The sequence below is a fragment of the Qipengyuania zhejiangensis genome (assembly GCF_035607565.1).
Classification (GTDB): Bacteria; Pseudomonadota; Alphaproteobacteria; order Sphingomonadales; family Sphingomonadaceae; genus Qipengyuania; species Qipengyuania zhejiangensis.
The window spans coordinates 1,056,951-1,073,620 of the sequence record NZ_JAYKGO010000003.1; the positions used below are offsets into that span (position 1 = coordinate 1,056,951).

Below are 16,670 nucleotides of genomic sequence, written 5' to 3' on the forward strand. Positions count from 1 at the left end.
CGCCGCCATTCCCGCCGCCGCCCTTGATCCGCCCCTCACGGCGGCTTCTCCGACGGTCCCGGCGCTTTCGGGTCCCGGTCCCCATCATGTCAGGCCAATCAGCCAGCAGTTGACGGCTGGTCGAGCGATGTCGCCTGAACGATTGACCTGAAATTCTCCAAGAACTCGGGATGGCGCGTTGCAAGAAAGCGCTCGATCTCCGGCTTGCCGAGCAGGCGATCCAGGAAGCCCGACGCCACGACCAGCACAAGCATGTCGTCGCCGTAGGACATCTCCAGTTCCTTGTAGTCGGTGCTGAGTTCGGCCATTTCGCGTTCAAGCCGTTCCATCTGTTCCGTCGTCAGCCCGGTCGCCTTGCGTTGCTCGTCGGGGTTGTGAAGATCTTCAGGCTTCGTGGTCGCGAGCAGGGCCTTGGCGTAAGATGAGGTGAAGTTGTTCGCCGAGACCATGAGCTCAGCGACTTCGAGTTGCCGAATGGGCTTCATCTTGCGCAGCTTCTGGAACGCAACATGGCCAACCTGCTTGTCTTTGAGCAGTTCTGCGACGTCCTGGCTGATGCCGCGCAAAAGGTGACGCCGGTTTCGGATCACCTTGATATCTACATTGAGCGCCCGAGCAAGCCTCTCTTCAGAGACACCCCGATCAAGTGCGCGCACGATCATGTAATGTTCCTGGATCACCGCGAGGCGATTGACCCGTTTGTTGTAGGTGAAGGATTCATCATCATGCGCGATGATGCACGGCGCCTCGCTGACATCCTGCTCGCGCAGGGCTGCGAGCCGGACATGTCCGTCGAGCAGGAGAAAGGTCCCGCCCTTCTGCTGCGCGACCGAGAGTGGTTCGATGATCCCGACTTCGGCTATCGACGCAACGATCCGGCTGTATTTGACACCCTTCAATAGCGACTTGGGTAAGCCCTTTGTCGGCAGAAGCCGGTCGATGGGAAGCGTGACCACGTCCTGCTCGAAGGCGATCTTGACCGGTTTGGTCATGTCGCGAACCCCGCACCGACACGCTCGGCTAAAGCCTCAGGCAAGGAAGTGATGCCTTCGGCACGCATCAGGGTTACGAAATGCTCGTCCGCTAGAAGCCGCCGAAGTGCGTTGGACACGAACAGCAGGCGGCTTCGCGCAAGCGAAGCCCGCTTGATCAGCAGTTTCTGGCGTTCAGTTTCGCGCTGGTAGGAGCGGATTAGGCTTTCCGAACTGACCCGCCGCGGTCGCACGTCGGTGTTCGAGTTGCGATGGACTAGCTTGCCGCTCGCCTTGCGCTGCTCGATGATCTGCCGGATCGCGAGAACCTGGTTTCCCGGCAGCTTGTTCTCCTCATAGAGTTCGGCCAGCGCCTTCTGGACTTCGCCCTCCTTGGCCTTGGCGATTTCCATGGCGATTGAGTGCGGAATTGTGCCGCGTTCGACCGCGTTGATAAGCTTTTCCTCGCCGCGCTCGAGCAGCACGCAGATAGCTGAGACATAGTCGATCGAGAAGCCGACCTTCTCGGCGATCTCGGCATGCGAGTAACCGAGCCGGATCAGGCGGCATTGCCCGGTGAACACTTTGGCGGACAGTTCGCGGCTGTATTCGCCCGCCATGGCCCGCTTCATGCTCTTGATGATCGTGGCGCTCAGGCTGCCGTCATTCTCGAACTGCTCGGCACAATAGTGGACGGTGATCCCGCCCTCGCGGCAGATGAATTCGTAATAGGCGCTTTCGTCGGCATCCTGGAAGCGCCCCCAACGGCTCACATCGTAGACGAGCACGGCGTCGAAGTCGGCCCGTCCTGCCCGGACATCGTCAATCAGTTGCTGGAGCGCAAGGCGACCTTCGAGCTTCAGCCCGCTCTTGCCCGAGTCTTCATAGGTCTTGACGATCTCGAAGCCCCGCCGTGCGGCATATTGCGCAATGATCTCGGCCTGGTTCTCGGTCGAGTATTTCTGATGCTCGGTCGACATGCGCACATATTGCGCGGCCCGGACCAATGGTCCGTCCTGATCCTGTCCTGTCCGTTCTTCGCTCGCCTGCATCTGCCCAGTGCTTTCCGCCCGCCAGGGAATGACACCCTCCGATTCCCGTGAAACTTATTGGGAGATCAGAGGTATGTCGTTCACCAAGAAGGACCGAATTATTCAGTCGAAATCAGGAAAGACTTTTCCGGAACTGTCGCCATCGGTGCTGAGCGAAGCGCTGGCACAGGCGCTCAAGGAGGAATTTGGCGCACTCGGCTCATCGGTCAAAACCGTTGCCAGACTGACGAACTCCAACGAGCGGGCAGTGCGGAACTGGTTTGACGGCAAGAATAGCCCGAGCGCAGACAATCTGGTTATCCTGATGCGGCATTCGGACCAGATATTGCGGACAGTGCTCGAACTCGCTGACCGGCGCGATCTGGTGCTCGCTGTCGGACTATCCGGTCTGCGCGCGCAACTGGTCGATGTGCTGACCGCCATCGACAATGCGCAAGGCTAAGTCCACTCAAGCTTGCTCTGCTGTGCAATTAGTCATATATGAGAGATTGAACGCTAATTCGCGTCATATATGGATGATTGTTGATGAGTTCGCCCAAGTCCAGAAGCGCCCTGAAACAGCTGGGCAATGACCTGCGCAGCGCCCGCCTGCGCAGAGGCATTTCTGTTGCCGATCTGGCAGTGCGCGCGGGGACGTCGGCGAGCACCGTAACACGTCTGGAGAAAGGCGATGCCGGTGTCGGGATTGGAACGCTGAGCGACGTCCTCGTGGTGTTCGGGCTCATTGACCGGCTGACCGACCTCATCGACGCCCGCAAGGACGAGCTGGGAATGGCTCTCGATGCCGAGCGGCTGCCCCGCAGGGGTAGATCGTCCGCCGGCACCCGTCGCGCCGGCTCGCGGCAAAGCCAGTCGCTTGGCAATGAGGGTGATGACACCGATCAGGACGGCGTGGCATTCTGATGGCCGATTTTTCCGCACAGATCGCACTTGGCGAAAGCCTGACGCCGGTCGGACAATTGCGATTCACGCAAACCGGGCCGCGCCAGTTCTCGACCTTTACCTATGACCAGGAATGGAGCGACAATCCGCAAGCCTTTGCAATTGATCCGGCGCTGTCTCTCGAAGGGGGGCCGTTTCACACATCAGGCAAGCCGGGTCACATGCGGGATGCCTTGCCGGGCGCTTTCTCGGACGCCGCACCCGATGACTGGGGTCGCCGCCTGCTCGAACGGGCCTATGGCAACGGCCTTTGCGAGTTCGAATATCTCACGCTGTCAGACGACATGTGCCGCCAGGGCGCATTGCGATTTCTCGATTCCGAAGGAGCGATCATCAGGGGCAATGCCGCCGATGCCGTTCCGCGGCTTGTCGAACTGGAGAACATCACGGCCATCGCCCGCGCCTATGAACAGGGCAAGGAAATTTCTGCCGAAGAAATGCAGGCGCTTGCCGGGGCGGGCGGCTCGGGCGGTGCCCGCCCCAAGGCCAATGTCCGCGACGGTGACGCGCTCTGGCTCGCGAAGTTCACTTCGGTCCACGATCAACGACCAATCGAGCGCGTCGAAGTCGCGACACTGCGCCTTGCGCGCATGTGCGGCATTCGCACGCCGGACGTCCGGCTGGAACTCGCCGATTCCCCCTTCCCGGTCGCGCTGATCGAACGCTTCGACCGGCGGGGAAGTGCGCGTATTCCCTATATCTCGGCCCGGACGGCGCTGGGCAAGACCGGGACAGAATACGGATCCTACACCGAGATCGTCGATTTCATGCGCGGGTATTCTGCCGCCCCGCAGGCCGATTTCGAGGAACTGTTCCGGCGGCTCATCTTCACGATCCTGGTCTCGAACAAGGACGATCATCTCAAGAACCACGGCTTCCTCTATGTCGGCAACGGACAATGGCGCTTGTCGCCAGTTTTCGACGTCAATCCGGCCCCCGACCGCAATCCGCATCTGGAAACCGCGATCATGGAAGGCGGATCGCACGACCGGTCAATCATGCTCTCACTCGAAGCTTCGCACTTTTTCGAGATCACCGAAGATGAGGCACGCCGGATGACCATGGAGATGGCACAAAAGGTCTCAGACAACTGGCGCGAAGTGCTGCGCGAGGTGGGCGTTTCGGGCAATCTGGCCAAGGAATATGAGCCCGCGTTCGTCCACGAGCAGGCAGAAGCTGCGTATTCGCTTTGACGTTGGCGAGGTAGCGTAATCTAGCTGCCGGGAGGAAAGAAATCTGCTCCCATTGCCTCAACACTGAATGCCGCGAACCAGCTGAAATTATGGAATATTTTGAGGCAGCTGGCGCACCCGACAGGATTCGAACCTGTGGCCTTCGCCTTCGGAGGGCGACACTCTATCCAGCTGAGCTACGGGTGCTTCCTGCTTACGCAGTGCTTACGCGGGAATTATTGCGGTGTGAAGGCTCTATGCCGACCTCACATAACTCACGGTAACTACTGCAAAAAAATTCCTTTTCTTTCTCGATCCAAGCCTTGACACCTGCCTTCGGAGGGCAGCGCTCTATCCAGCTGAGCTACGGGTGCCTGGGGCCACGCGGGCGGCCTTGCGGCGAGCGGGGCGCTTAGCAAAGCGGCAGCACCCTCGCCAGTGTAAATCGCACCGGCCCCCAAGCCGCGCGCATGTTAGCCATTTGGCAAGATCGGGAGCGTAATCCTTTGCCCCATGAGCGCGATATCCCACGAATTCGACCTGAGCCAGGCAACCATGCTGCCGCCGCTGAACACCGATCCGCGCGCGACACCCGATGTCGCGACGCTGGCGAACCAGTGGGATGCGGTCCACGAGGCGGCCGCCGCGGTTGGCAATCTGGCCCAGCTCGGACGTGAGATCGTGAGCGAGGATGTGGTTTCGCTCCCGCTGCGCGCGGCCGAAAAAGGCGGATGGCACTATGACATGGTGGCACGGCGGATCGACGATCTGTCCGCGATCATGCAGCCGGGGCTTCGCGCGCTGCTTTCGCTGACCGCCAAGGGTCAGGATACCACGATCGCCGCCCTGACCTTGTGGCGGGAATTCCACAGCGCGCGCGCCGCCATCCTCGTGCTGGCCGCAGCCGAGTAAAGGCATCCCTTGCGCGGCGTTTCGGCAGTTGACGCCGTTCGCCATCTGTTCCATTTTGCCGGCATGACAGATTCGGCACTTGCAGAAGCGGAAACGGCGGCAATTGTCGCCCGGGGTATCGCACGGCTTTTTGCGCGAAACGACATCTGGTGCCTGTCGGAAATGCCGCTTCGCAACGGGCGGCGGGCCGACCTGATGGGTGTCGACACCAAGGGCCGTGTCATCATCGTCGAAATCAAGGTGCAGCGCGGCGACCTGCTGGGCGACGGCAAATGGCCCGACTATCTCGATTTTTGCGACCGGTTCTACTGGGGGCTGCCCCCCGGTCTCGACCGGTCGCCACTCGAAGGGCCCGACTATCGGCCCGACTGCTGCGGCATCATCGTGGCCGACGGCTATGACGGCGAGATTGTCCGGCCTGCCCCGCTTCACCCGCTGGCCGCAGCCCGGCGCAAGGTCGAGGTGGAACGACTGGCGCGAGCCGCGCTGCGCCGCATGACCGTTGCCGGGGACCCACACTGCGCGCCCTGGGGCAACGCGCAGTAACGATCACGCCTGTTCGTGCGGCGAAGCTTGCGGCATAGGTGCCTGCGCCGATGCTGACCGCCATTCTCCTTTCCGCCGCAGCGATGACCGCGATTGTCGCGCTGCGCTATCTTGCGACGAGCGGCATCTTCGCCGCCATCACCGCGCGCGTGCGGCCCGGGTATCATGCCCGGCTGGGCACACAGATCCGCAAGGAAATCGGCTGGTCGCTCGCGTCGGCGGCTATTTACGGTGTTCCTGCGGGCATCGTTGCATGGGGCTGGCAGGAACTGGGGTGGACGCGGATCTATACCGGCTGGGCGGACTATCCCTTGTGGTATCTGCCGCTGGCGCCGCTGGCTTATCTCTTCGCACACGACACCTGGTTTTACTGGACGCATCGCTGGATGCACCGGCCGCGCCTGTTCCGCATCGCCCATGCGGTCCACCATGCCAGCCGCCCGCCAACGGCCTGGGCCGCGATGAGCTTCCACCCTTGGGAAGCGATCACCGGTGCCGTGGTGATCCCCGCGCTGGTTTTCCTCATCCCGATCCATGTCGCCATGCTGGGCACTGTGCTGCTGGTGATGACCGTGATGGGCGTCACCAACCACATGGGCTGGGAGATGTTTCCACGCAGCCTGGTTCACTCGCGGTTAGGGGGGTGGCTGATAACCGCCAGCCACCACCAGCGCCATCATGAAGAGTATCGATGCAATTACGGCCTATATTTTCGTTTCTGGGATCGCCTGTGCGGGACCGACCGCGGGTTGAGCGAAAGCCTGTGATGCGCCCCGCCATGCTCGCCGTGCTGCCGCTGGCGGCGCTGCTGGTTGCCGGTGCCGCGCCGCCGCAAGGCGTGACGGTCACGGTGACGGTGACCGAACTGCGCAGCGCCAAGGGTATCGTTCGCGCCTGCATGACAACCAACGAGGCCAGTTTCCCCAAATGCCGCGGCGTGCCCGGCGCCTATGCCGCAAAGGCCGACGCGCATGAAGGCACGGTTACCTTCACCTTCACAGGCGTGAAGCCCGGACGCTATGCCGTGGCGTTGCTTCACGATGAAAATTCAAACGGCAAGGCCGACCGCGCGCTGGGCATGATGCCCAAGGAAGGCTTCGGCTTTTCGCGCGATGCCAAGGTGCGGATGGGGCCGCCGAAGTTTTCCGATGCCGCCGTCGATATCGCATCGGTCAACCGCGAACTGACGATCCGAATGCGCTACATGCTGTGACCGCCAGCCACAGGGTTGTTAAACGTATTTAACCATATGTTTACCACGCGCCCCGCATAGAGAATGCCGAATGGGCAGAACTCTTTCGGGGGCTTAGTAAACCAATGGACAGGCTTGGCGGCTATTTCGGCACGCACGATGCGGAAGACCCGATCGACGATTTCGTCGACGAGGGCACGACCGATAACGATCCGCCGCCCTCGCCCGTCGGCCAGGACGAGCGCCGGATGCAGGTGCGCGCCTACAACCACTGGGCGAGCCTGCTTGGCGACCTGAATTTTCCGCATATCGACGATCTCGAACCGCAAACGCTCGACGATTTCGGACCCTATTCCGTCCTGCTCGACTTTGCCGACGGGATCGAGGATCCGGTGGTGCGCTTCGTGGGGTCTGAACTGGCGGTCGAATGCGGCGAACACGACGGCATCTCCACCTTGTCCGATGTGCCGACCCGTTCGGTTCTCAGCCGAATCACCGACCATTACATGCAGATCATCGCGAACCAGGCACCAATCGGGTTCGAAGCGGAATTCGTGAACGAACGCGGCGCGACGGTCCTGTATCGCGGTATCCTGCTGCCGTATTCGTCGGACAACACGACGATCGATTTCATTTACGGCGTCATCAACTGGAAAGAAATGGCCGACCAGCAGACCGCAGACGAACTGCTGCTCGAAATCGGCCAGTCGCTGGGCGAATATGACGACGACACCGACGAAACGGATAGCGACGGGCTCGAAACCGCCGAAACGCTGACCGCCGCCGACGAACCGGCCGATGAGCCGGACGACGATGTGCTCGACCTCGGTATCGCCGAGATAGTGGACGCAAGCGATGAAGACGCGCTCCCCGAACCCGCTTTCGGCCAGCCGGCCGAACCGGACGTGTCGGTGCAGAAGCCCACACGCAGCGTCGATGCCCTTGGCAACCCGATCGGCGGATTCGCCGCGAGCGACGACTATGGCGACTACGACGACACGGATTTCGGCAGCGGCGATTTCGACAGCGGCATCAAGACCGCAGCCGATTACGGCCTGCCCGAATGGGACGAAGATCCGGAAGGCGACGATGTCGAAGACCTGGTCGACCCGCTGGCCGATGAGGAAGTTTCCAGCAGCCTGATCTCGCTGGTCAGCCGCGGCGAACGCGTGAAGAAAAGCGTCAACCTGAGCAGGCCGGAAACGGGTGAGGACGACGAGGATTTCCCCGCGATCCCGCAGGCTTACGAAGCCGCGGACGCGCAATACGATGTCGCTGCGGAACCGGACGGCCCGCAGGAGCCCGAGGCCACCTTCGCCGAGAACGAGTACGATGGGTTCGAAACCGAGGCCCCGGAAGACCACTCGCTGGAAGTCGAAGCCCTCGACGTCTCCGACGAAGCGGCGCCGGTTGTACCGGAGGTTCGTGCGCCCGCTACCGAAACCGCATTCGAGGTCGATGACGCCGACGACGCGGTGCCTGCTATCGACGCCGAAGCGCCCGAGGGGCTGTACGATTGTCTCGCTGCGGCGCGCGAATTGGCGCAGACGGCACAGAACACCGAAGACCGCAGCCGCAAGGCGCTTTATGCAGCGGTCGGCCACGCTTACGACTTCAGCCTCGAGGCCGAAGACGACCGGGATGGCTTCGACGAACTGCTTTCGGACAACGGCCTCACCATCCAGGATCGCGCGCCCATGACGCCGGTCGTGAAGCTGGTTTTCGGTGCCGATTACGACAAGACCCGCCTCACCGAATACGCCGCCGTGCTGATGCACGCGCACCGTATCGGCGTGGAACGCGGTTCGCTGGCGCGCTTCCTCCACGAAGCGGAGGGCGGGCTCAAGGGCGTCGTCAACGCTGAACGCCGCGCCCGCAAGGAAGAACAGGGCAAGGAAGTCGAGGACGAGAATTGCGTCCGTTCCGCGCTCGCCCGCAAGCTGCGCAAGATCGAACCGGTCGAACTGGACGATCTCGCCGCCGAAGGGCCGGAATTCGCGCTCGTCATGGTCCGCCGTACGCCCGAAGGCGATCTGGTGGTGCTGGGCGAGGTGCCGGACGATGTTTCTCTGGTCGAACGCGCAGCGCGCAAGCTGCTGGGCTAGGGCGACTTTTACCCAGAAAGAGCTTGTCGTGCGGGGTCGCCTCTGGCTAGCCCCCGCGCCATGCCGTTTCTCCCCAACGCACCGGTACGCATACTGCCATATTTCGGGTTCCGTAACCGGAGCCGCCTGCGGATCACGGCCCGCGCCCTGCGGTCACGCGCGGACACGTTCGAAACCCGCGGAAAGTGGCGCGCGATGCGGGCCATGCTGGCGCAGTTTGCCAGCCACGAAGTTGCCGGGCTTCCCGTCCGCCTCGAAATTGCGCGCCCCGGCGGGCAAAGCCATCTGCACCAGGGCCAGACCGACAAGGAAGGCTTCGTCCACTTCGACATCCGGCTCGACGAGGAGTGGGAGCTCGATGACCACCCGCGCTGGGAAACGGTCGTCTTCCACTGGACCAATGGAACCGGCGATCACTGCGCCAACGGCCACGTGCTGGCCCCCGGCACGGCCACCGGCCTGGCGGTGATTTCCGACATCGACGATACCATCATCGAAACCGGGATCACCGGGGATTTCCGTGCCGTTCTGCGAAACTGGCGGCGCATCCTGGTCGAAATGCCGGAACAGCGCATTCTCGTGCCCGGCGCGGACGTGTTCTACAACGCGTTGGGAGGCGGCAACGTGCTGGCCGAAGGCGACGCCCATGCCGGCGACAGCCAACCGGCGACACACCGGCCGTTTTTCTATGTATCCTCCAGCCCGTGGAACCTGTTTTCCTACCTCGTCACCTACATCCGCGGCCGGGGCTTGCCGCTGGGTCCGATCATGCTGCGCGACTGGGGCCTGAATCGGGCGACCTTCGGCTCGTCAAGCCACGGGGCGCACAAGCGCGAGGCGATCGGGCAGATCCTGTCGACCTATCCCGAACTGAAATTCGCCCTCATCGGCGACGACAGCCAGGGCGACCTCACCGCTTTTGCCGAAATCGCCTCTGAACACCCCGACAGGGTGCGCGCAATCTTCATCCGCAAGGTAGGCGAATCGATGACGGCCGACGAACTGGCGGCAAAGGCGGCCATCGAAGCGGCCGGAATTCCCCTCTGGCTTGGTGACAGCTATCACACGGGGAACGACTTTCTGTCATCGATAGGCCTATTGGGCGACGACGAGGCGCGCGCCATCGTCGAAACGGTCGAACATACGGGGACCACCACACAATGAGGCGAATCATGCAGGCAGCCGGCATATTACTCGTCGTGATCGCAATCGCGGGGGCGGGGTTGTGGTTTGCCGTTCGCACCAACGGTCCCGCGGTCCTCGATGCGGTCGACCAGGTGAGCGGCGGCGAACGCGATGTCGCGCTGGTGGAGCAGGTGACCTATGGCAGCGATGCCGCGCAGAAATTGCGGGTCTATGCACCCCAGGCCGCGGCAGGGCCATTGCCGATATTTCTCTTCGTCCACGGCGGCAGCTGGCGCAGCGGGGACCCCGACGATTACGGGTTCGTGGCCCGCGCGATCGCCCCCGAAGGATTCGTCGTCGTTCTGGCCGGGTACCGGTTGGGCGTGACCGGCCGATATCCCGCAATGCTGGAAGATACCGCAGCGGCAATTGCCCGGACACGCGAAATCGCCGCCGCCCATGGCGGCGATCCCGACCGGATCATCGTGGCCGGTCATTCGGCCGGAGCGTACAATGTCGCGCAAGTCGCGCTGGAAGAGCGATGGCTGGACGATGCGGGTGTACCGCACCGTTCCATCAGCGGCGTCGTCGGCCTGTCGGGGCCTTACGATTTCTTCCCGTTCGACAGCGATTCAACCAAGGCAGCCTTCGGATCGGTCGGCGTCGGGGCCGAAAGCCAGCCAGTGAACCACGCCCGCGCCGATGCGCCGGCCATGCTGCTGGTCCACGGCGAAAGCGACACGCTGGTCAAACCGCGCAACACCCGCGCACTGGCCAGCCAGCTGACAAAGGCAGGGGCCGGTGCCGAAACGCTGCTTTATTCCGAGATGGACCACAACGCCCCGCTGATTTCGCTTGCCAGCCCATGGCGCGATCGCCGCGATGTGGCCGCGCGGATTGTCGCCTTCGCGCACGCGGTGTCGACGGTTTCAGTTCCGGTTCAGGACAAAACCCCTTAGCAGGAGCGCAATGCGCCTGATTGCCCGCCTTCTCGCCGTTCTTGCCGCCGCCATGATGGCCGCGCAGCCCGTTGCCGCGCAAAGCATATTGCGGGATGCGGAGACCGAACGGTTCCTCGATGAAATTTCCGCCCCCCTGATCAAGGCCGCCGGTCTGGAACCGGGCAATGTCGATATCGTCCTGATCAACGACCCCACGATCAACGCGTTCGTGGCGGGTGGGCAGGCGGTGTATATCCACACCGGCCTGATCGAAGCGGCCGATACATCCGAGGAAGTCCAGGGCGTGATCGCGCACGAACTGGGCCATATCTCCGGGGGCCATATCCTGCGCTACGGCGAAGGCATGGAATCGGCGACCAAGATCACCTTGCTTTCGATGCTGGCGGGGATCGGCGCGGCGCTGGCCGGTGCCGGTGAAGCGGCGGCGGGCATCATGGCCATGGGGCAACAGGCCGCCATGGGCCGGTTCCTCGCCTTTACCCGCACGCAGGAATCGTCCGCCGATGCCGCCGGGGCCCAGTATCTTTCGGATGCCGGTATTTCGGGCCGCGGCTCGCTGGCGTTCTTCGGCAAGCTGCTTAACCAGGAATACCGGTATGGCTACAGCCAGTCGGACGAAGCCGGTTTCTACCGCACCCACCCCCTTTCGGGCGATCGTATTTCCCGGCTGCGCGAAGTGTACGAGAAGGACCCCGCCTGGCAGGCACCCGCCAATCGCAAGGACCAGGTGGCGTTCGAAAGGATCAAGGCGAAGCTGAGCGGTTTCATCGCCAAGCCGGCGGAGACGTTGCGCGATTATCCCGAAAGCGACCGCACCGTTCCCGCCCTGTACGCCCGCGCCTACGCCTATCACAAGAACGCGCGAGTCGATCGCGCGCTCGAGGCGACCGACGCCCTGCTCGAACGCAACCCGACCGACCCCTATTTCCTTGAACTCAAGGGGCAGGTGCTGCTGGAATCGGGCCGACCTGACGAAGCGATCGAACCGCTCAGGCAGGCGACCGATCTGACCAACGCCGACCCGCTGATCGCCGGCATGTTCGGCCACGCCCTGATCGCGACCGAAGACAAGGCGAATTACGAAGAGGCCGAACGCGTCCTGCGCGCGGCTGTGGGCCGCGACCGGTTGAACCCGTTTGCCTGGTATCAGCTCGGCGTCGTCTACGCGGCGCGCGGGGACATGGCGCGGGCCAGGCTTGCCAGCGCGGAACAGCAGGTGATGAGCGGGCAATACGCGCTTGCGATGCGCAGCGCACAGGCCGCCGAATCCGCCCTCCCGAACGGAACGCCCGACTGGCTGCGGGCGCAGGATATCGGCCTGCAGGCCCGTGCCCTTCTGGAACGCGAGTGCGAAATGGAACGTCGCCGCAGTTGCAAGCGACGCTGAACCCCGCAAGGAGGGGGCATATGAAGAATCATTTCCTGACTGCGCTGATTGCGCTGATGTTCGGTTTCGCCGGTGCGGGCCTGTGGTCGGCAACCGGCCTCGGCAATGGCCAGGTGCGCGACTATCTCGTCTCCAATCCGGACATCCTTCCCGAAATGGCCGAAGCCTATCAGCAAGGGCAGGCCAAGGACCGCCTGGCGCAGGTTTCCGACACGGTGGAAGACGGTTTCCCCGGCGCCGTGCTCGGCAATCCGCAAGGCTCCAAGGTGCTGGTCAAGTTCACCGACTACAACTGCACCTATTGTCGCCAGTCGGTGGCCGGTGTGGACCAGCTGATCGCGGCCGATCCCGATCTCAAGGTCGTGGTTCGCGAATGGCCGATCTTCGAAGGCAGCGAAGGCCCCGCGCGCATGGGCCTGGCTGCGGCCAAGCAGGGCAAGTACGCCGCGTTCTATCACGCGATGTTCGAACTCGGCCCGCCCACCGCCCAAACGGTCGAACAGGCCGGCCAGATCGCCGGCCTCGACATGGAGGCCGCGCGCACGTTTGCCGCGTCGCAGGAAGCAAGCGACGCGCTGGCCCAGAACATCAGCCTTGCCAGTTCGCTGGGCTTCAGCGGCACACCCAGCTGGGTGGCCGGCGGTCAGGTTATCGAAGGGCTAGTGCCGACGGCGCGCCTTGCGGAAGCGCTCGAAACCGAAGGTTAGGGGCGGCCCCTATTCCTCCATCGCCGCGGCGTACATCGACGCCAGCGGTCGTTCCATTACGCGGCGAACCATCGGCTCGAAGAATTCGAGCGGTTCGCTTTCGTAATCGGGATCGAACGCGGCCTGATCGTACTTCTCGCAAAACTCGCGGCATGCCTCGAAATGCGGATTGTCGCGGAATTTCTCGCGCGCGTTCTGGTCCATGCCGAGGAAGTGGAAATAGTAATACCCCTGGAAAGCGCCGTGGTTCTGGCAGATCCAGTGGATTTCCTCGGTGACGAAGGGCTTGATGATCGACGCCGCGACTTCGGGGTGGTTATAGCTGCCCAGCGTGTCGCCGATATCGTGCAACAGCGCCATGACGACATATTGTTCGCCTCGTCCGTCACGGTGCGCGCGAGTCGCAGTTTGCAGGGAATGCTGCAGCCGGTCGACAGGGAAGCCGCCGAAATCGCCGTCGAGCAGCTTTAGATGTTCGAGCACGCGTTCGGGCAACCCCTTGGCGAAAGCGCGGTATTCGCTGCCGATTATCGCCCAATCCTGCGCGGTGCCTTCCTTCATCTCGCGGAATTTGGCCCGTTCGGCTGCCGAATGTTCGATATTTTCCTGAACGCCCATCGCGTCTCTCCCTCATCTCGTCATTTCGATGCAGTGTAGCGGCTGGCGCTGATACGAGCAATTGGGCTAGAAGACCCCCTGCATGGCCGTTTTGCCAATCAGTCCGACGCCGTTCTTCGCCAACAAGAACCAGGCGTTCTGGAACCTCCAGCTTGCCGGCTGGGGCGGAACCGCCTTGCTGCGCGCCATGTCCGCGCTCGCGAACGGGCAACCGGCCGATTTCCTCGTTATCATTCTGATCGCCACGATAACCGGCTTTTCGCTCAGCCTGATCCTGGCGGTGATTTACAGCCGGCTGATCAACCAGCGGCCGCTGGTCACCTGGGGCGCGACTGCGGTGGTGCTGGCGGTGGCGGTCGGGTTTTACGCCTTCATCGACAGCTGGGTGCTGGAACTGGCCCGCCCGATCGGCGATTCCGGGTTTGCGCGGCTGTTCGTGGGCATTTACTTCATCGACCTCACCCTTCTGGGGGCTTGGTCGGCGCTGTATTACGCGATCAATTTCTTCCTCCAGGTCGAAGAACAGGCCGACCGGCTGGAACGTCTGGAGATGCAGGCCACCAGCGCGCAGCTGGCGATGCTGCGTTATCAGCTCAACCCGCATTTCCTGTTCAACACCCTGAATTCGATCAGCACGCTCGTCCTTCTGAAGCAAACGGGAACGGCGAACGCGATGCTCACGCGCCTGTCCAGCTTTCTGCGCCATACCCTTGTCACCCAGCCCGGCGGCAAGGTGACCGTGGCGCAGGAGGTTGAAACCCTGAAGCTGTATCTCGATATCGAACGCATGCGCTTCGAAGAACGTCTCCAGACCGACTTCCGCATAGACCCCGAAGCCGCCAAGGCGTGCCTCCCGTCGATGCTGCTGCAGCCGCTGGTCGAAAATGCGATCAAATACGGCGTCAGCCCGCAGGAAGAAGGTGCCGAAATCAGCGTCGTCGCGCAGATCGTGGGGCCACGCCTGCGCGTAACCGTGTCCGATACCGGCCCTGGAATGACCTTCAACAGCGCCGAAGAAGGGCTGCCCGCCGTACGCCCGACACACGCCCGCCGCGATTCGACCGGCGTGGGCCTTGCCAACATCCGCGATCGCCTGGCCCAGGCCTATGGCGAAGAACATCGCTTCGAAATCCGATCCCCCGAAAGCGGCGGCTTCTCGGTTCTCATCGAACTGCCCTTTGAATCGGACGAAGCGCCTGCCCCGTTAACCTCAGCGCCAGATAACGCGGCCCAAACAGCGGCGATCCAGAAACAAGCGGGCCACTTGCCCGTTTCATCGCTGCAACCTCCCCGGAAAGCACCCCAAGCAACATGACCATTCGCACCATTCTCGTCGACGACGAAAAGCTCGCCATCCAGGGCCTCCAGCTGCGGCTGGAACCCTTTGACGATGTCGAGATCATCGAAACCTGCCAGAACGGACGCGAGGCGATCCGGGCGATCAAGACGCTGAAACCGGACCTTGTTTTCCTCGACATCCAGATGCCCGGCTTCGATGGCTTTTCCGTCGTGCAGGGGGTGATGGAAATCGATCCCCCGCTGTTCGTCTTCGTCACCGCCTTCCAGGAACACGCGATCCGCGCGTTCGAAGCCAATGCCGTGAATTACCTTATGAAGCCGGTGGACGAGGACAAGCTCGCCGACACGGTCGAACGGGTCCGTCAGCGTCTGGCCGAGAAAAAGTCCACTGAAGAAGCTGAAAAGCTGAAAAGCGTGCTGTCCGAAGTCGCGCCCGAAGCCGCCGAAGAACTGGCCGGCGACGATGCCGAAGCGGCCAGCCGTTTTGAAAAGCTCATCAATGTGAAGGATCGCGGCCAGATCTTCCGTGTCGAAGTCGGCACGATCGAGCATATCGAGGCGGCCGGCGACTATATGTGCATCTACACCGGCGACAATTCGTTGATCCTGCGCGAAACGATGAAGGACCTCGAGCGCCGTCTCGATCCGCGCAAGTTCCAGCGGGTTCACCGCTCGACCATCGTCAACCTCGACCAGGTGCGACAGGTGAAGCCGCACACCAACGGCGAATGCTTCCTGGTGCTCGATTCGGGCGCCGAAGTGAAGGTCAGCCGGTCCTATCGCGATGTGGTTGCGCGGTTCGTTCACTGATGGCTTTCCAGATCGACGGGTTCGATGTCGACCGCTTCGTTCGCGAAACACTGGCCGAAGACCTGGGCCAGGGCCTTCCCGGCGGCGGCCGCGATGTAACCAGCGAAAGCGTGATCCCCGCCGATGCGCGGTTTTCCGGCGTGATGGACACGCGCGATGCGATTCATGTCGCCGGCCTGCCCGTGGCCGCAGCGTTCTTCCGCGCGCTCGACCCGCAGATGACGGTCGAAATCCTCGTCGACGAAGGCGCGCAGGTTGGCGCCGGCACCGACCTGATGCGCCTCGAAGGGAACGCGCGCGCCATGCTGACGGCGGAACGTAGCGCCCTCAACACCGTCCAGCACCTGTCCGGCATCGCCACGATGGTCGCCGATTATGTGCGCGCGATGGCCAACCCCGATTGCACCTTGCTCGATACGCGCAAGACCATTCCCGGGCTGCGTCACCTCGAAAAATACGCGGTGCGCATGGGCGGCGGGGCGAACCATCGCATGGGCCTGTGGGATGCCGCGATGATCAAGGACAACCACGTCCTCGTTGCCGGGTCCGTGGCTGCGGCAGTGCGCCGCGCGGTCGATGCGGGCGTTGCGGACATCATCTGCGAAGTCGACCGCATCGACCAGATCGAGCCCGCGCTTGATGCTGGCGCCACCCGCCTCCTGCTCGACAACATGGAGCCTGAGACCCTGCGCGAAGCCGTTGCGCTGGTCGCGGGACGCGTCCCGACAGAGGCCAGCGGCGGCATCAATCTAGATACCATCGCTGCAAAGGCAGCGATGGGCGTCGATTATGTTTCGGTCGGCCGCCTGACGCAAAGCGCGCCCGCCGCCGACATCGGTCTCGACTTTACGCCGCTTTAGGATTGCGCCA

Annotated in this window: 18 protein-coding genes and 1 tRNA gene; 15 read left to right on the forward strand and 4 right to left on the reverse strand. The window is 62.7% G+C overall.

The annotated features are described in order from the left end of the window. Positions 1-98: 98 nt before the first annotated feature. Together VR863_RS12830 and VR863_RS12835 are read right to left on the reverse strand one after the other, a co-directional pair. Entirely contained in the window at positions 99-992 is an 894-nt protein-coding gene (locus VR863_RS12830) for a plasmid partitioning protein RepB C-terminal domain-containing protein (protein ID WP_324828863.1), read from the reverse strand. Beyond that, positions 989-2,023, reverse strand: a complete 1,035-nt coding sequence (locus tag VR863_RS12835) for a recombinase family protein (RefSeq protein WP_324828864.1) — start codon at positions 2,021-2,023, stop codon at positions 989-991. Before VR863_RS12835 ends, VR863_RS12830 begins: the two co-directional genes overlap by 4 nt. Before the next feature lie 28 nt (positions 2,024-2,051). On the opposite strand from VR863_RS12835, the gene VR863_RS12840 reads away from it, so the two are divergent. The 3 genes from VR863_RS12840 to VR863_RS12850 all read left to right on the forward strand — a co-directional run bounded on the left by VR863_RS12840 (position 2,052) and on the right by VR863_RS12850 (position 4,158). After that, on the forward strand, positions 2,052-2,465 hold the full coding sequence (locus tag VR863_RS12840; RefSeq protein ID WP_324828865.1) for a hypothetical protein: 414 nt from the start codon (positions 2,052-2,054) through the stop codon (positions 2,463-2,465). 83 nt (positions 2,466-2,548) lie between these two features. Further along, positions 2,549-2,926, forward strand: a complete 378-nt coding sequence (locus VR863_RS12845; RefSeq protein ID WP_324828866.1) for a helix-turn-helix domain-containing protein — start codon at positions 2,549-2,551, stop codon at positions 2,924-2,926. Next, positions 2,926-4,158 (forward strand): type II toxin-antitoxin system HipA family toxin, encoded by a 1,233-nt coding sequence (locus tag VR863_RS12850; RefSeq protein WP_324828867.1) that lies wholly within the window; start codon positions 2,926-2,928, stop codon positions 4,156-4,158. The genes VR863_RS12845 and VR863_RS12850 overlap by 1 nt, the downstream gene beginning before the upstream one ends. A 109-nt stretch (positions 4,159-4,267) precedes the next feature. Here the strand turns inward: VR863_RS12850 and VR863_RS12855 are convergent. Further along, positions 4,268-4,344 (reverse strand) — tRNA-Arg (locus VR863_RS12855). Between the two features lie 306 nt (positions 4,345-4,650). Here VR863_RS12855 and VR863_RS12860 point away from each other — a divergent pair. From VR863_RS12860 to VR863_RS12900, 9 genes are all read left to right on the forward strand, one after another. Continuing rightward, a complete protein-coding gene (locus VR863_RS12860; RefSeq protein ID WP_324828868.1) occupies positions 4,651-5,049 on the forward strand; it encodes a hypothetical protein in 399 nt (132 codons plus the stop codon). Positions 5,050-5,112: 63 nt separating this feature from the next. Continuing rightward, complete coding sequence (locus VR863_RS12865; RefSeq protein ID WP_324828869.1) at positions 5,113-5,595, forward strand: MmcB family DNA repair protein; 483 nt, start codon at positions 5,113-5,115, stop codon at positions 5,593-5,595. A gap of 50 nt (positions 5,596-5,645) precedes the next feature. Then, a complete protein-coding gene (locus tag VR863_RS12870) occupies positions 5,646-6,362 on the forward strand; it encodes a sterol desaturase family protein (protein WP_324828870.1) in 717 nt (238 codons plus the stop codon). Continuing rightward, entirely contained in the window at positions 6,362-6,808 is a 447-nt protein-coding gene (locus tag VR863_RS12875) for a DUF2141 domain-containing protein (RefSeq protein WP_324829278.1), read from the forward strand. The genes VR863_RS12870 and VR863_RS12875 overlap by 1 nt, the downstream gene beginning before the upstream one ends. A gap of 104 nt (positions 6,809-6,912) precedes the next feature. Then, on the forward strand, positions 6,913-8,892 hold the full coding sequence (locus tag VR863_RS14945; RefSeq protein WP_434784992.1) for a PAS domain-containing protein: 1,980 nt from the start codon (positions 6,913-6,915) through the stop codon (positions 8,890-8,892). Positions 8,893-8,952: 60 nt separating this feature from the next. Next, on the forward strand, positions 8,953-10,056 hold the full coding sequence (locus tag VR863_RS12885) for a phosphatase domain-containing protein (protein WP_324828871.1): 1,104 nt from the start codon (positions 8,953-8,955) through the stop codon (positions 10,054-10,056). 8 nt (positions 10,057-10,064) lie between these two features. Next, a complete protein-coding gene (locus VR863_RS12890; protein WP_324828872.1) occupies positions 10,065-10,976 on the forward strand; it encodes an alpha/beta hydrolase in 912 nt (303 codons plus the stop codon). A gap of 10 nt (positions 10,977-10,986) precedes the next feature. Further along, positions 10,987-12,366 (forward strand): M48 family metalloprotease, encoded by a 1,380-nt coding sequence (locus VR863_RS12895; protein ID WP_324828873.1) that lies wholly within the window; start codon positions 10,987-10,989, stop codon positions 12,364-12,366. A gap of 20 nt (positions 12,367-12,386) precedes the next feature. Then, on the forward strand, positions 12,387-13,073 hold the full coding sequence (locus VR863_RS12900) for a DsbA family protein (protein WP_324828874.1): 687 nt from the start codon (positions 12,387-12,389) through the stop codon (positions 13,071-13,073). Between the two features lie 9 nt (positions 13,074-13,082). Here VR863_RS12900 and VR863_RS12905 read toward each other — a convergent pair whose 3' ends face one another. Then, the gene (locus tag VR863_RS12905) at positions 13,083-13,691 is read right to left on the reverse strand and encodes an HD domain-containing protein (protein ID WP_324828875.1); all 609 of its coding nucleotides are present in this window, start codon (positions 13,689-13,691) and stop codon (positions 13,083-13,085) included. 82 nt (positions 13,692-13,773) lie between these two features. Here VR863_RS12905 and VR863_RS12910 point away from each other — a divergent pair, with 82 nt between their 5' ends. The 3 genes from VR863_RS12910 to nadC are packed head-to-tail and all read left to right on the forward strand — an operon-like array spanning position 13,774 to position 16,660. Then, the gene (locus VR863_RS12910; protein WP_324828876.1) at positions 13,774-15,006 is read left to right on the forward strand and encodes a sensor histidine kinase; all 1,233 of its coding nucleotides are present in this window, start codon (positions 13,774-13,776) and stop codon (positions 15,004-15,006) included. Further along, a complete protein-coding gene (locus tag VR863_RS12915) occupies positions 15,003-15,800 on the forward strand; it encodes a LytR/AlgR family response regulator transcription factor (RefSeq protein ID WP_324828877.1) in 798 nt (265 codons plus the stop codon). The genes VR863_RS12910 and VR863_RS12915 overlap by 4 nt, the downstream gene beginning before the upstream one ends. Next, positions 15,800-16,660, forward strand: a complete 861-nt coding sequence (gene nadC / locus VR863_RS12920; protein WP_324828878.1) for a carboxylating nicotinate-nucleotide diphosphorylase — start codon at positions 15,800-15,802, stop codon at positions 16,658-16,660. The genes VR863_RS12915 and nadC overlap by 1 nt, the downstream gene beginning before the upstream one ends. Positions 16,661-16,670 lie beyond the last annotated feature (10 nt).

Coding starts and splice junctions, on each gene's coding strand:
- VR863_RS12830 (WP_324828863.1), bottom strand. CDS start 992: ATGACCAAACCGGTCAAGATCGCCTTCGAGCAGGACGTGGTCACGCTT.
- VR863_RS12835 (WP_324828864.1), bottom strand. CDS start 2,023: ATGCAGGCGAGCGAAGAACGGACAGGACAGGATCAGGACGGACCATTG.
- VR863_RS12840 (WP_324828865.1), top strand. CDS start 2,052: ATGACACCCTCCGATTCCCGTGAAACTTATTGGGAGATCAGAGGTATG.
- VR863_RS12845 (WP_324828866.1), top strand. CDS start 2,549: ATGAGTTCGCCCAAGTCCAGAAGCGCCCTGAAACAGCTGGGCAATGAC.
- VR863_RS12850 (WP_324828867.1), top strand. CDS start 2,926: ATGGCCGATTTTTCCGCACAGATCGCACTTGGCGAAAGCCTGACGCCG.
- VR863_RS12860 (WP_324828868.1), top strand. CDS start 4,651: ATGAGCGCGATATCCCACGAATTCGACCTGAGCCAGGCAACCATGCTG.
- VR863_RS12865 (WP_324828869.1), top strand. CDS start 5,113: ATGACAGATTCGGCACTTGCAGAAGCGGAAACGGCGGCAATTGTCGCC.
- VR863_RS12870 (WP_324828870.1), top strand. CDS start 5,646: ATGCTGACCGCCATTCTCCTTTCCGCCGCAGCGATGACCGCGATTGTC.
- VR863_RS12875 (WP_324829278.1), top strand. CDS start 6,362: ATGCGCCCCGCCATGCTCGCCGTGCTGCCGCTGGCGGCGCTGCTGGTT.
- VR863_RS14945 (WP_434784992.1), top strand. CDS start 6,913: ATGGACAGGCTTGGCGGCTATTTCGGCACGCACGATGCGGAAGACCCG.
- VR863_RS12885 (WP_324828871.1), top strand. CDS start 8,953: ATGCCGTTTCTCCCCAACGCACCGGTACGCATACTGCCATATTTCGGG.
- VR863_RS12890 (WP_324828872.1), top strand. CDS start 10,065: ATGCAGGCAGCCGGCATATTACTCGTCGTGATCGCAATCGCGGGGGCG.
- VR863_RS12895 (WP_324828873.1), top strand. CDS start 10,987: ATGCGCCTGATTGCCCGCCTTCTCGCCGTTCTTGCCGCCGCCATGATG.
- VR863_RS12900 (WP_324828874.1), top strand. CDS start 12,387: ATGAAGAATCATTTCCTGACTGCGCTGATTGCGCTGATGTTCGGTTTC.
- VR863_RS12905 (WP_324828875.1), bottom strand. CDS start 13,691: ATGGGCGTTCAGGAAAATATCGAACATTCGGCAGCCGAACGGGCCAAA.
- VR863_RS12910 (WP_324828876.1), top strand. CDS start 13,774: ATGGCCGTTTTGCCAATCAGTCCGACGCCGTTCTTCGCCAACAAGAAC.
- VR863_RS12915 (WP_324828877.1), top strand. CDS start 15,003: ATGACCATTCGCACCATTCTCGTCGACGACGAAAAGCTCGCCATCCAG.
- nadC (WP_324828878.1), top strand. CDS start 15,800: ATGGCTTTCCAGATCGACGGGTTCGATGTCGACCGCTTCGTTCGCGAA.